The organism is Bacteroidia bacterium (genome assembly GCA_033391075.1).
Taxonomy (GTDB): Bacteria; Bacteroidota; Bacteroidia; order J057; family J057; genus JAWPMV01.
Window position 1 is genome coordinate 5,317,486 of record JAWPMV010000001.1, and the last position, 14,000, is coordinate 5,331,485.

The following is a 14,000-nucleotide window of genomic DNA, read 5'->3' on the forward strand; positions in this document are numbered from 1 at the left end:
TCATCAATTTATGAATACTACTCCTATCAGATCCAAACTCCCTAATGTAGGAACCACTGTTTTTACCGTAATGTCCGGGCTTGCCACAGAGACTGGGGCAATCAATCTATCCCAGGGCTTCCCGGATTTTGATTGTGATCCCAAACTGACTGAGGCTGTGGCAGATGCTATGCGAAATGCAAAGAATCAGTATGCACCTATGCCAGGTCTTATGTATTTGCGGGAACAGATTTCGCAAATGGTCAAGAAAGTATATGGGGCGACCTATGATCCTGTCTCTGAGATCACCGTTTGTTCAGGAGCAACGGAGGCATTACTCTCCGGTATTTTTGCTGTGCTTCATCCGGGAGAAGAGGCCATCGTTTTGGAACCAGCCTATGATTCCTACCTGCCGGCGATCAAATTAGCAGGGGGTATACCGATTAGAATTCCTTTGCAGTTTCCGGACTATAAAGTTGACTGGGAAAGGGTCGCCAGTAGTGTGAGCTCCAAAACCAAATTGATCCTGGTAAACAGTCCCCACAATCCTACGGGCAGCATACTTTCTGCAGATGATTTACAAGAGTTGGAAGCATTAGCCGAAAAGCACAATCTTATTGTGATTGGAGATGAAGTATATGAGCACATGATCTATGATGGCCTACGGCATGAGAGCATTTGCAGGTATCCGACACTCGCCAAAAGAAGCATGGTGATTTCTTCCTTTGGGAAAAGTATGCATGTGACAGGATGGAAAGTCGGTTATTGCCTCGCCCCCAAAGAACTCAGCATTGAATTTCGCAAAGTTCATCAGTTTGCTACCTTTTCTACCAGTACTCCTTTTCAATACGGGATTGCCCACTATTTGGAACATGAATTTGATAAGGTAGCAGGTTTGAGTGATTTCTATCAGGAGAAAAGGGATTTATTCCTAAAACTGATGGAAGGAAGCAAATTTGAGCCGCTTCCCTGTAAAGGGACCTATTTCCAATTGATGCGCTATGATAAAGTCTCTGATTTGGGAGATTATGATTTTAGCAAATGGTTGACCCGGGAAAAAGGAGTCGCCTGTATTCCGGTTTCTGTTTTTTATGAGAATAAACAGGATAATGGAGTTGTAAGGTTCTGCTTTGCCAAAACAGAAGCCGTACTCGAAGCTGCCTGCGAACGCCTGCAGAAATTGTAAGGATCAACTACGGTCGTAGGCCAACTTTAACCAGGCAATCAATTCCTCATCTATATCTTCAAGCTGCGAGGTCCTCACTCGATGGCTCACCATGCTATTGAAGCTCCCTGACGTTTCCAGTCTTTCGGTGCTATCTTCTCCTTTTAAGTTGACGCCCACATCCAGGCGAGTTTTGGTGGATGGCTGTACAATGGCAAACTGTTTTTTTCGCCTTAGACTCACATAGGCTTTCTTCGGAGCAATTTCAACATCCGATCCAAAGGCCTGAACAGCTTCCATCAGTTTTTCATAGATCGGTCTCAAAGCTTCTTTTCCTTTGCTATACTGTCCATCAATCAAACTATCCTGGCTATCCGCTGAACCTGCATCCGATTTTCTGGCTTTATGAGCAACCAGATTGGCAAAACCATGTGTAAGCCCATGTTCTGCTTTCAGATGCTTGATGATCTGCATATGTTTCTCAATACCTGAGGCTTTGACAATCTGAATCCAGTCCGCTAAAGATTTACCCGTATTGGCCTCAAGGTTTTGTATCATTTTATGTTCCATGTTCTTTGAATTCTAGGTGTAAGGGTCAATTTACAGGAGTAATAGAGAAATACAAGCATGAATTCCAGCCGACACTTACCTAAGTCCGTTAGGAAGCTTGAGATTTATTAGCCACGTTTAAGTTTTGTCCAAAGATTTTCCTTAGGCAAAGAGAGTCCCTATATTTAAATAAGACAAATCCCTTTATCCTAAACCAATTTAACATGGAAGCTACTCGCACGCCCGACGAAAGATTTGAGAACCTGCCTGGTTACTCATTTTCTCCCAATTATATTACTACTACAGATGGACTTCGGATGCATTATGTAGATGAAGGCCCCAAAGATGCCACAGAAGTCGTGCTATGCCTCCATGGAGAACCCAGTTGGTCTTATCTGTATCGGACGATGATTCCGGTTTTTGCAGCAGCGGGCCATAGAGTGATTGCTCCGGATTTGATTGGTTTTGGCAGATCAGATAAGCCCACAGCGCAAAGTGATTATACCTACGCAAAACACCTTGACTGGACGGCAGAAATACTCACCCAGCTGGACCTCAATAATATTACCCTTTTTTGCCAGGATTGGGGAGGCCTGATCGGTTTGCGATTAGCTTTATCACATGCAGACCGCTTTAGCAGAATTGTTGCCGGCAACACCATTTTGCCTACAGGAGATGTAAAACCTAATGATGCATTTCTCAACTGGCAGAAATTTTCACAGACAAGTCCTCAATTTGAGATTGGTAGAATCATCCAACAAGCTACGGTTAACAATCTCTCAGATGAGGTTGTAGCTGCTTATGATGCTCCTTTCCCAGATGATAGTTACAAAGCCGGTGCACGGATATTCCCTTCTTTGGTTCCTACCAGTCCGGACGATCCCCAAAGCCAAAACAATCGGGAAGCCTGGCAAGCCTACACGAAATGGGACAAAGCTTTTTTAACACTATTCAGCGATTCAGATCCCATCATGAAAGGCATGGAAAAAATCTTTCAGAAAATGGTCCCCGGTTGCCAGGGACAACCGCATGATATCATCAAAGGAGGAGGCCACTTTTTACAGGAAGATAAGGGAGAGGAAATTGCCGAAAAGGTTGTAGCCTTTATAAAATCTTCTTAATCAAAATATTCCATCTGCGCCAAATGTTCTGCCATTGTTGATACTTTGGCAGACATACACTATTTTGCTTATTCAAGTTTGGGGACCCAATTTTCAGCAATCTCATTGCTATTTTAACCTATTAGGCGCTATAAATTTATGCCAAAGCTTTACAAGCGGGCATTTGCTGTTTGCTTACTTGCAGCAACTGTCTACACCTGCATTTACTACTTGCAGACTCAACACACTAATCTTGCTACCGATGCTCCTCTAAGCTTAGAGGAACGAAAAAAGAAAACTCCAGAAGACCGAGCCCGATTTGCCGAAGAAAGAGCCCGATTTGAGTATGACATGCTCAAAGAACTGAAGACAGGGAAAATCCCGGAAGGAATACGAACACGGGCAGAGAAACAAGGCCGAAGAACTCCAAAACTATCTGAACATATCAAAGGAGCAGGCTTTAGCGTGACTCCTAGAGGACCCAATAATTTTGGAGGAAGAACGCGTGCGATAGCATTTGATCGCTCAGATGCTACGAATAATACCATACTTGCCGGAGGAGTTAGCTCCGGGGTATTCAGAACTACCAATGGAGGAACAAGTTGGACCAAAGTTTCCTCTAATAGCGAAATCCATAATGTCACGACCATCGTACAGGACCCGCGGGCGGGCTTCCAGAATATCTTTTACTATGGAACAGGAGAAGCCCTGGGTAATTCAGCTTCTTTAGGTTCTCCTTTTAGAGGTCATGGCGTATGGAAGTCTGTCGATGGAGGATTAAGCTGGACCCGTCAGGCCAATTCAAATACCGGAACGCTGGAAACTTTTCAATGTGCTGACTACATCTATCGATTGGCTATTGATCCCACAAATGGCAATATCTACATGGCCATCGCAGGAGCCGTCCTTCGTTCTACTGATGGAGGAAGCAGCTGGAACACCGTTATCGGTGGGGCATGTAGTGGTTCGACAAGCGGAGAATCGGACATCGTTATTTCGAGTACGGGACAGGTGTATATTGCTTTTGCTGGAGATGCAGGCTCTGCTTTAGATGGAATATGGACTTCAGGCAGCGGAAACTCAGGCAGCTATACCCGTATTGCAGGAAATTCTACTCCTGTAGGTTGGGATGCTCCCGGAGACTATGACCGCATGGTCCTCGCCCTGGCTCCTTCCAATGAGGACATCCTTTACGCATTATATGAAAATGACAATTCAGGCAATTGTGGAGGCACTCCCCTGCCGGAAGCAGACCTTTGGATGTACGATGCATCAGGACCTAGCTGGACAGACTTATCTGCAAATATGCCAGATGAAACCGGATGTAGCAGCGGAAATGATCCTTTTGCCGTACAGGGAGGATATGATTTATGTGTTGCCGTAAAGCCGGATGATCCCAATACAGTTTTTGTAGGAGGAACCAATGTATATCGATCAACAGATGGATTTTCTTCTACCGGCAATACCACTCGCATTGGGGGGTACTTCAATTCAGGAGGCTATGCCCTCTATCCCAATCACCATCCAGATGTTCATTTTCTGATCTTCGCTCCAGGCGGCAGTGGCAGTTTCGATGAAGAGGATGTGCTGTTTACCGGTACAGATGGTGGGGTTCACAGAGGTGATATCACAGCCGGAACCGTTTCCTGGACAAGCTTGAATAATGATTACATTACCTATCAGTATTACCATGCCGCCATTGACCCTAACCTTACTTCCAATACCCTAATCGGAGGAACACAGGATAATGGAACGACAGAAACTACTGCAGGTGCAGCACATAGCAGTATATTTGGCGGGGATGGAGTAGCCGTAGGGATATCCAATGGGGGAACCTATTATTTTGGCACCCAAAATGGCAATCTTTTACGAGGACAGTTTACAAGAACCGCCATCCGTCCCTCGGGATCAAGTAGCATCTTTGTTACTTATTTCTACCTTGATCCTGATAATACAGAAATCCTGTACTATGCTGGAGGAGATAATTTGTACAGAACCAGCAGCGCCTCCACGGTAACTTCTGCCAGTTGGGATGAACTGACAGGTGTAACCGCTGAAACGGGTGGAAATATCCGTTCACTTGCCAGCAGTCGAAGCTCAGGATATGGCGCGACAGATGCCAATCGGAAATTATATATAGGAACAGATGATGGAGAAGTGTTTCGTCTGAATGATCCCGCCTTTACAGCAGTAGGAACAAGCCCCGTAGATATTACTCCGGGAGCGGCAGGTACAGGAATCGTAAGCAGTATTTCTGTAAATCCAGCTGACGATAATGAAATCCTGGTAACCTATTCCAATTATGGAGAAATCAGTGTTTTCCATACTAACAATGCCAATAATGCTACGCCGACCTGGACCAATGTCGAAGGAAACCTGAATTTGCCTTCTTACAGATCCTCTCTCATTGTCAATTCTTTGGGGACTACCTATTACCTGGTAGGGACCTCTGTAGGCTTGTATTGTACTCAAACCCTCAATGGAGGATCTACGGTTTGGTCCAACGTAAGTACTACTGACATTGGCTATTCTGTAGTAAGTCAACTTGCTCTCAGGCCCTCTGACAATTTCTTTGTTGCAGGAACCCATGGCAATGGAATGTTTATGCTACAAGCTCCCACAACCCCCAGTATAGCTTTCAATACGATCAATAGTTCTCATACAGAAGCTACAGCAGCTACGACTTCCTGTAGGGATTATACCGATGTAACAGTTAGCATGGTGATCGGTTTAGCTCCTACGGGTGCAGCTACTGTTACAATAAGCAATACAGGAACGGCAACTGAAGGAGTTGATTATGAAATCCTGAATCCTTCCAAACAATTGACCTTCCCTGATGGAGCCACAGGAACACAGGATGTTAATATCCGAATCTATGATGATACCAATCCAGAAAGTGCGGAAACCATCATACTCGATTTTGTGGTTAGTGGTGCTACAGATGCCGTAAAAGCGAGTACCAACATCACCCATACGCTTACTATCAATGATGATGATCTGGTTCCAGGTTCGGGTGTTACCGTATTCAGTGAAGACTTCGAATCGGGAATTACCTTTGGGACACTGGGAAGTAACAATTGGGCCAGAGGAATATTCAACGGCACCTCCGGGACCTCTGAGTTTGAAGTTGGTGCTGCCGGAGGAATGACGGGAGTAGGCAGTGCTTACATTTCCATCGATGGAGGTACAACTTCTTCTTATGATGTGAATACCGAAGATGATGTCCTGTTAAAAACATCTCTGATTGACGCTACTATCTATTCAGATATGACCCTCAACTTCGACTTCCGGGTGGAAGGAGATCCGAATAATGACTATGGAAGGCTGTATTATTCCTTTGACGGCTTTAATTATAACCTAATCGACGGTACGACAACGGCTCCTTATGTAAATCAAGGAACAGCCGTAACCCGTACAGTCAACTTACCTGCAGCCCTGGACAATCAGACATTCTTCCTCGGATTTCGATGGACGCAGGACGATGATGGTCTTGGGACTGCTCCCGGCTTTAGTATAGATAATATTTCTGTAACTACCGGTTTTGCTCCAGTCGTAGAAACGGTTCTCAATTCTACTGACGAGCAATACTTTGGTCCCTTTGAAACCGTCAACTATTACGATGGCGGAGATTTGGTCGCTACGCTCAAAAACAATTCGGCATATGACTATGGGTGTACAACGGTAACGATAGATCGTGCGGGGACTGGTGCAGCTGCAGCCTGGTCTCCTCTTGCAGGGGAAGAATTGGCGAGCAAAACCCTGTTGATAACGCCGACAAATAATGCTCCCGCAGTGGGTCAGACCTATGACCTCACGCTTTATTACTCTCAAGCCGAATTTGATGGCTGGGTCGCTAATTCAGATCCTACCCATACAACGACAGATTTTAAAATCGTAAAAAGTACGGGAGCCATTCAGGCCCTGACAATTGGGAGTACCAATGCAAGTGTCAACTCATCCATAGTATATGCAGCCTATGGTACAGATCACTCCTTTATGGGAACTTTCGATGAAGGATTTTCAGGTTTTGGAGGTGGGGACATCGGTAGCCCAACTTTGCCCGTTGAATATGTAGATTTCACAGCAAAGCAGGTAGAAGCAGATGTCCAACTGGATTGGAGTACGTCCCTGGAGATAAATAGTGATCGATTTGAAATAGAGCGAAGCCTGGATGGCATCAGCTTTCAGCGTATCGGAACGGTAGCCAGTACCGGGGGGGCCGATGGAGAAACATATCGGTTTTTTGACAGAACTCCTGAAAAGGGAAGCAATATCTACCGATTGAGACAGGTGGATGTGGATGGAAAATACAGCTACTCTTCCAAAGTGGAGGTAAGCTTTCTCCCCACTATTGCACACAAAATATCCCCGAATCCTTTCTCGGATCGCTTTATCCTCAGTCTGTCTGACGATGGCAATCAAAGCTATGAATTCGAACTATTTGACCTCAATGGGAAAAAAGTTCATCAGGAGATTCTTCGGTTCAGAGATAAGGTCGAACGGGAGATCTATCCTGGCGAATTGCCTCCCGGAAGCTATCTTTACATACTCAGAAAAGAAAATAGCTTTGTCTCAGGAAAAATAATCAGGTACTAATACTGCCTGCAATAAGGCCGCCGGAATCCTTTTTAGGGTTCCGGCTTTTTTTATGAAAAACTTCTAAAATCCATGAAATACTAAATCCCAAAATGTCTTTGTAGTGAAATATCCGAAAACTATATTTAATCAAGTTCTTTTGAGGCCAAATACATATTTATGATTATCCTGAATTTTCGCTCTTTCCTCATGCCTATTTGCTACCTGTGTCTCGCAATGTTATGCTCTCAGGCTTCCTATGCTAAATCAAGTCCGCTTGTGCCTGATCTTAGTATCAGCATAAATGGCAACAGCATAGAACTGGAATGGAGGATACCCGTCGACCAACAAAAAGGAAATTTTGAATTGGAAAGATCACTCAATGGAGAAGAGTTTATCTCGCTGGGTACGCAGCAGTTGATAGAGGAAAAGAAATATGGCATTATCTATTCTTTCACAGATGAGAAAGCCATGATTTTGGGTTTACCCAAATTCTTTTACCGACTCAAATACAATTCTCCTACAGGTGAGAGTCGCTATAGTGAGGTTAAAGAGGTTTCTACCCTTTCCTCCAAAAAGGAACTGAGCCTAATCGGATACAATCAAGTCGATAAGCAAAAATATATTGTGCATTTCAAAGGGAAAGGCAAGGTCAATATGAGCGTAATCAATATGCTCGGCCAGGTGAAGTTCAAGCAGAAGTACAATAATCTCAAAGGTTCCAAAACGATCTACCTATTCACCGAAAACTGGCAATCAGGTGCTTATATCATCGATCTTAAGCAGGGACAAAAACGGGCCAGATACAAATTCGTTTTGCCCTAATATTTCAACTTATACTTTTTGACGCCAGCTTTGATCTCCATATCGAGGAAATTTTCCTCCGGAGGTATAGGGCAGGACCATCCATCACTACGGTAGGCGCAATAGGGGTTGTAGGCTTTGTTGAAATCCAGGATCAGTATATCTCCGTCCGGTATTTCCAAATCTATATATCGACCGCCTCCATAGGTTGATTCTCCATTGGTGAGGTCCATAAAGGGCAGGAAAAGATGTTTTTTGTATTTGCCAATGGGAGGTAATTCCAGATTCTTATAGGCGATAAGACTAAGTTCCTTACCCTCCAGGCTAAAATGGAGTTTGGCAAAAGGAACGAAAGTTTTGTCCTTATCGGGATTGCTGGTTTTGATTTCGAAAGGCCTTTGTTTCTTCAGTCTTTCAAAACGAGCTTTTTGCCGATACTTTATATTTGCCGGAAAATATTTCAGGCCTTTATACTCATCCACCTTATCTCGAAAAGGGGATTCTTTAGGATTCTTGAATTTCTTATGCTGTTCTTTTTGGTACTGCCGGATTTCTTTCCTGAAGGCTTTGGGACTAATATCAAAACCCAGAAATAATACAGCCAGTAATAGAAGGGATATGACTAAACTTCTCATGTTAAAAGCTTTGGACTAAAACTACTAATTCTCGGTCCACTTTAACAATTGATCCACACTCCCTACAGAAATCGGATGGTAATTTGCTCGGGCCTCTGAATAGATTTCTTGAGCGAGTTCTGTTTCCCTTCCTTCCTCAATCATGCTTCTGTATAAAGGAAGCAAAAATTTCCTTCTCCCCACTTCTATCAGAAACTTCTTCATATAGGGATAGGCTGCTTCATAATCGGCCTCAACCGAGCGTTTATACCAAAGCGCCTGGATTTCAGAATTTTTGCTTTGGGATAGGGAAAATGCCGCATCCAATTGGGCCATTTGTTCCGAACTGATACTGGCAGGCAGGGTACGAATAAAATGCAGCCACTCATGCGTGGTCCAACTTTCTGTTTTCAAACTATCCAATTGCACACCCGCGATCCAGGAATTGACAGCTTCCCCAACTTTTACGAATCGTTCAGAAGCTTTAAAAGGAATATTATCAGGAATACCGGGTTCATAGATCCACTCTTGCAAACGAATCTTCTGAGCCAAATCGGGATAGTTATCAAGTAGTCGCTCATTCAGCAAAGCCACGAAAGTTTCTGTATCCATGGTTTTGAAAGCAAAGTCGGAGAAGTATTTCCGGAGAAAGGAGTCAAAAGCTTCACGCCCCACGCTTTCTTCCAACAACTTTAGAAAAAAGAATCCTTTATCATAAGCAATAGAGGTCATCCCATCATCAGGATTCCTTCTACTGAGATCAATTGCCAAACGGGAATCCATTTCAAGCCCATTTTTCACCATCGCAGGATACTCATCCGAAAGAGATTGAAAACTCAATTGGGCAAGCATAGTCGCATAATCCTTCCCCTTCAACTCCTCCATGATACGGTTTTCAAAATAGGTGGTAAATCCTTCATTCAACCAGAAGTCATTCCAGGTAGCATTTGTAACCAGATTACCAGACCAGCTATGCGCCAGTTCATGGGCCAGAAGCGATACCAGGGACTTATCTCCTGCCAGGACGGTGGGAGTAACGAAAGTTATGCGGGGATTCTCCATTCCTCCAAAGGGAAAACTCGGAGGAAGAACAATCACATCATATCGATCCCATTCGTAAGAGCCATACATAGCTTCTGCGATTTGGATCATTTCGGGTAGTTCTGAAAATTCTTCGGCAGCCGCATCCAGTACGGAAGCTTCTGCATATACCCCCGCATTTTCACTCAAAGCCTTAAAAGAAAAATCACCTACTGCCAGTGCCAACAAATATCCAGGGATCGGCTGCTCCATCTGAAATTCATATTCTCCTGTTTCGCTCAATGCTTGTGGATTGCTGGCACTCATGACCGCCATCAGACCTGCTGGAACTTTTACTTTGGCTGAATAGGTAAATCTCAAAGCCGGACTATCCTGAATGGGAACCCAGCTTCTTGCCAGGATGGCTTGAGATTGGGTAAGCAGGAAAGGAGCCTTTTTATCAGCAGTCAATTCTTTTGGGAGAAACTGTAAAGCTTCTGCTCCGGGATTAGTTTCATAATCCACATGAATAAAACGCGTATTAGCCTCCAGCTGAATCTTCAAGGATTGGCCAAGGTATTGATCTTCATTTCCCAGCTCAAAAGGAGTCGGTTGCGCCTGTCTTCCATCACTCGAGATTTGAACTCCCTGGATTGTCAGGTCTTTGGTATCTAACCAAATCTCAGAAGCTCCCTCCTTTCTTTCAACTTCATAAATTACCCTTCCTTTAATCTTTTCCTCCTCAAAATCCACAGCTATATCCAGGTTCATATGTTTGATCCAGGCAACATCAGCTACGGCAAAGGAATGTGGATCATTTCCCTTCCCCATCTGGTTTCTTTCCTCACAGGAAAGAATTAGAAATAAAAAAATATATATAAATATGCGGCGCATGTATTTCAATTTTAGGTCGCGCAAGTTAATGTAAAAGTAAGAGTTCCAAAAATCTTATCTTTTAGGAAGAAATGGAGGAATGGGTAGAGCTCTTATACTCCTTTTTCCCTAAGAGGTTGGGAAAAATGTGGAAAAATGGATGTAACTTATTTCTCGCACACCCCCTATATTTGAAGACTAGCAAAAATTCATATGACACGAACATACACAGAAGTGATCGCCCGGGAGATGGGCCTGAGAAATGGACAGGTAAGTGCGACCCTCAATTTGATCCAGGAAGGAGCTACCATTCCTTTCATGGCCAGGTATCGTAAAGAAGCCACTGGTAGCCTCGATGAATTGCAATTGGCACAGATCAGAGACAGAGTTGAGCAATTGCAGGCTTTGGATAAAAGAAGGGATGCTATCCTCAAATCTCTCGAAGAACGGGAATTGCTGACGGATGAGCTAAAAGAAGCTGTGAAGTCCGCCGATACCTTGAGTGAATTGGAAGACATTTACCTTCCCTATAAACCCAAGCGCAGAACCCGAGCAACTATTGCCCGGGAAAAAGGACTCGAACCCCTGGCCAAAACAATATTTAAGCAGGCGGGCCATATAGATCCGGATACAGAGGCTGCCAAGTTTATCAATCAGGAAAAAGAAGTAGCAAATTCAGAGGAGGCGCTGAAAGGAGCCCGGGACATCATAGCTGAATGGGTGAATGAGGATAAAGAGGCTCGTTCCAAAATTCGGGATCTCTTTACGCGCAAAGGAGTTGTACAGGCAAAAGTATTAAGGGGAAAAGAAGAAGAAGGTGCCAAATACAAGGATTATTTTGAATGGACTGAGTCTATAGAGAAGATTCCTTCTCATAGATTACTGGCCATCAGAAGAGGAGAGAAAGAAACGATTCTATCATTTTCTATTCGCCCGGAAGAAGAAGAAGCACATTTCAGATTGGATCGTCAATTTGTCAAAGGAAATAGTGCCAGTTCGGAACAGGTAAAAGAGGCCGTTCACGACGCTTATAAACGGCTAATGGCTCCTTCTCTCGAAACGGAAGTGAGAATTAACAGCAAAGACAGAGCTGATGAAGAAGCTATAAAAGTATTTGCAGACAACCTTCGCCAATTATTGCTGGCTTCTCCTTTGGGGCAAAAAACCCTCATGGCTCTGGACCCTGGATTCCGCACCGGTTGTAAACTCGTTTGCCTGGATAAACAAGGGAAATTGCTGGAGCATACAGCCATTTATCCGCATCCTCCCCAAAGACAAACGGCAAAAGCGGAAATGACCGTCAAAGGTCTCATCGAAAAACATGGCGTTGAAGTAGTAGCAGTTGGAAATGGAACCGCTGGAAGAGAAAGCGAGACTTTCCTGAAGAATATAGGATTGCCGAAAGAAGTAACGGTCGTGATGGTCAATGAAAGTGGGGCCTCTGTTTACTCTGCATCAGCTGCAGCAAGAGAAGAGTTTCCAAATCATGATGTAACCGTTCGTGGGGCAGTCTCTATAGGCAGAAGGCTGATGGACCCTTTAGCAGAACTGGTAAAGATTGATCCCAAATCTATCGGTGTGGGTCAATATCAACATGATGTAGACCAAAATCTTTTAAAAAAGAGTCTGGATGATGTGGTCATGAGTTGTGTGAATGCGGTGGGAGTAGAAGTGAATACAGCAAGTAAAGAACTTTTGACCTACGTTTCAGGTCTTGGGCCGGCTTTAGCCCAAAATATCATTGAATTCCGCAAGGCGAATGGGCCTTTTGGCAGTCGCAAAGAATTGAATAAAGTTCCCCGACTGGGAGCAAAGGCTTTTGAACAGGCAGCCGGTTTCCTCCGAATTGGAGAAGCAAAAAATCCCCTGGATGCCAGTGCTGTCCACCCCGAGAGTTACCACATCGTAGCCCGCATGGCAAAAGACCTGGGCGTGGAGGTTAAAGACCTGATGGAGCAGGCCGCTTTGCGCAAACGCATCGACATCAAAAAATATGTAAGTGATACCGTAGGGCTTCCTACTCTCGAAGATATCCTTTCAGAATTGGATAAGCCCGGACGAGATCCTCGTGATAAGTTTGAGGTATTCAGCTTTGCAGAAGGTATCAATGAAATGAGTGATCTCCATGAAGGCATGGTCCTGCCTGGAATAGTTACCAATATTGTGGATTTTGGCGCTTTTGTGGATATCGGTGTACATCAGGATGGTCTGGTCCACTTGAGCCAAATGGCGGATCGTTTCATCAAACATCCCAATGAAGTGGTGAAAGTTCACCAGAAAGTTCAGGTTCGGGTTACAGGAATAGATATTCCTCGGAAACGAATCTCTCTTTCCATGAAGTCTGAGCATAGTGAAGGTCCCAGAAGACCGAGGAGAGACGATAGAAGAAGGGATGATCGCAGACGAGACGACAACAGAGGTAGAAACAGAGATAGTGATGGGGATCAAAAGAGTGATTTCATCCGTTTCAAAAAGCAACAAAGAAAAAAATAGCCAGAGATAATCTCTGGCTAATCCTCCTGTATAAATATTTTTTAATCTAAAGAAGCGATGATCTCATCCGTCATTTCCAGGTTATGGAAAACGGCCTGAACATCATCATCGTCTTCTATGATGTCGATCAGTTTCAGAACAGATTTTGCCTGTTCGGGATTCAGATCTACCGTAGTGGTAGGGATCCGATCCAGGGAAGATTCTGCATCAATTTTCATTTCTTCCAACTTGGCATTCAGGGTACCATAATCTTCAAAGGCACAGCTAGCTACATAATTACCTTCGCTTTGCTCAATATCTTCAAGACCACCATCCAATAATTCAAGGGTGAGGTCATCCTCATCATGTCCTTCCGAAGGGAAAATGAAAATTCCTTTTCTTTCAAACATAAAGCCTACAGAACCACTTTTCCCCATGCTTCCTCCATATTTACTAAAGGCAGCTCTTACATTGGCAACTGTACGATTGTTGTTATCTGTAAGTCCTTCTACATAGACAGCAACTCCATGAGGCGCATAGCCTTCGAAGTTCACTTCTTCATAATTTGAACCATCAGCACCTGAGCCTTTATTAATCGCAGCTTCGATTTTATCCTTGGGCACGCTGGACTTACGCGCATTTTTTATGGCCATTCTCAGACGCGGGTTTGAATCCGGGTCTGGTCCTCCTTCTTTGGTTGCAACTGCAACCTCTTTGATCAATTTTGTGAAGAGTTTGGATCTCTTCTTGTCTTGTGCACCTTTGCGATGCTTGATATTAGCCCATTTACTATGTCCTGCCATAACTCATATTTTCCTCGAAATTAGGAATTATGTTGCCTTAGGTCAA

Annotated in this window: 9 protein-coding genes; 5 read left to right on the plus strand and 4 right to left on the minus strand. The window is 44.1% G+C overall.

Features of this window, described 5'->3' with window-relative positions; genetic code table 11:
* Positions 1-10 precede the first annotated feature (10 nt).
* On the plus strand, positions 11-1,165 hold the full coding sequence (locus R8P61_21225) for a methionine aminotransferase (protein ID MDW3649605.1): 1,155 nt from the start codon (positions 11-13) through the stop codon (positions 1,163-1,165).
* 3 nt (positions 1,166-1,168) lie between these two features.
* Here R8P61_21225 and R8P61_21230 read toward each other — a convergent pair whose 3' ends face one another.
* Positions 1,169-1,714 (minus strand): DUF4287 domain-containing protein, encoded by a 546-nt coding sequence (locus R8P61_21230; GenBank protein ID MDW3649606.1) that lies wholly within the window; start codon positions 1,712-1,714, stop codon positions 1,169-1,171.
* 203 nt (positions 1,715-1,917) lie between these two features.
* On the opposite strand from R8P61_21230, the gene R8P61_21235 reads away from it, so the two are divergent.
* The 3 genes from R8P61_21235 to R8P61_21245 all read left to right on the plus strand — a co-directional run bounded on the left by R8P61_21235 (position 1,918) and on the right by R8P61_21245 (position 8,193).
* Positions 1,918-2,814, plus strand: coding sequence for a haloalkane dehalogenase (locus tag R8P61_21235; GenBank protein MDW3649607.1), 897 nt, complete (start codon positions 1,918-1,920; stop codon positions 2,812-2,814).
* A 138-nt stretch (positions 2,815-2,952) separates the two neighbouring features.
* Positions 2,953-7,389, plus strand: a complete 4,437-nt coding sequence (locus R8P61_21240; protein MDW3649608.1) for a T9SS type A sorting domain-containing protein — start codon at positions 2,953-2,955, stop codon at positions 7,387-7,389.
* Positions 7,390-7,647: 258 nt separating this feature from the next.
* Positions 7,648-8,193, plus strand: coding sequence for a T9SS type A sorting domain-containing protein (locus R8P61_21245; protein MDW3649609.1), 546 nt, complete (start codon positions 7,648-7,650; stop codon positions 8,191-8,193).
* Here the strand turns inward: R8P61_21245 and R8P61_21250 are convergent.
* Together R8P61_21250 and R8P61_21255 are read right to left on the minus strand one after the other, a co-directional pair.
* Positions 8,190-8,807: a DUF1684 domain-containing protein gene (locus tag R8P61_21250; protein MDW3649610.1), complete on the minus strand. Its 618-nt coding sequence runs from the start codon at positions 8,805-8,807 to the stop codon at positions 8,190-8,192. The genes R8P61_21245 and R8P61_21250 overlap by 4 nt on opposite strands.
* Positions 8,808-8,831: 24 nt before the next feature.
* On the minus strand, positions 8,832-10,700 hold the full coding sequence (locus R8P61_21255; protein ID MDW3649611.1) for a M1 family metallopeptidase: 1,869 nt from the start codon (positions 10,698-10,700) through the stop codon (positions 8,832-8,834).
* 192 nt (positions 10,701-10,892) lie between these two features.
* Between R8P61_21255 and R8P61_21260 the strand changes: the two genes are divergently transcribed.
* Positions 10,893-13,172 (plus strand): Tex family protein, encoded by a 2,280-nt coding sequence (locus R8P61_21260; GenBank protein MDW3649612.1) that lies wholly within the window; start codon positions 10,893-10,895, stop codon positions 13,170-13,172.
* 41 nt (positions 13,173-13,213) lie between these two features.
* Here R8P61_21260 and R8P61_21265 read toward each other — a convergent pair whose 3' ends face one another.
* Entirely contained in the window at positions 13,214-13,954 is a 741-nt protein-coding gene (locus tag R8P61_21265) for a YebC/PmpR family DNA-binding transcriptional regulator (protein ID MDW3649613.1), read from the minus strand.
* Positions 13,955-14,000 lie beyond the last annotated feature (46 nt).

Bases quoted from the DNA above. Each gene is read 5' to 3' on its own strand.
- R8P61_21225 (MDW3649605.1), top strand. From the start codon at position 11: ATGAATACTACTCCTATCAGATCCAAACTCCCTAATGTAGGAACCACT.
- R8P61_21230 (MDW3649606.1), bottom strand. From the start codon at position 1,714: ATGGAACATAAAATGATACAAAACCTTGAGGCCAATACGGGTAAATCT.
- R8P61_21235 (MDW3649607.1), top strand. From the start codon at position 1,918: ATGGAAGCTACTCGCACGCCCGACGAAAGATTTGAGAACCTGCCTGGT.
- R8P61_21240 (MDW3649608.1), top strand. From the start codon at position 2,953: ATGCCAAAGCTTTACAAGCGGGCATTTGCTGTTTGCTTACTTGCAGCA.
- R8P61_21250 (MDW3649610.1), bottom strand. From the start codon at position 8,807: ATGAGAAGTTTAGTCATATCCCTTCTATTACTGGCTGTATTATTTCTG.
- R8P61_21255 (MDW3649611.1), bottom strand. From the start codon at position 10,700: ATGCGCCGCATATTTATATATATTTTTTTATTTCTAATTCTTTCCTGT.
- R8P61_21260 (MDW3649612.1), top strand. From the start codon at position 10,893: ATGACACGAACATACACAGAAGTGATCGCCCGGGAGATGGGCCTGAGA.
- R8P61_21265 (MDW3649613.1), bottom strand. From the start codon at position 13,954: ATGGCAGGACATAGTAAATGGGCTAATATCAAGCATCGCAAAGGTGCA.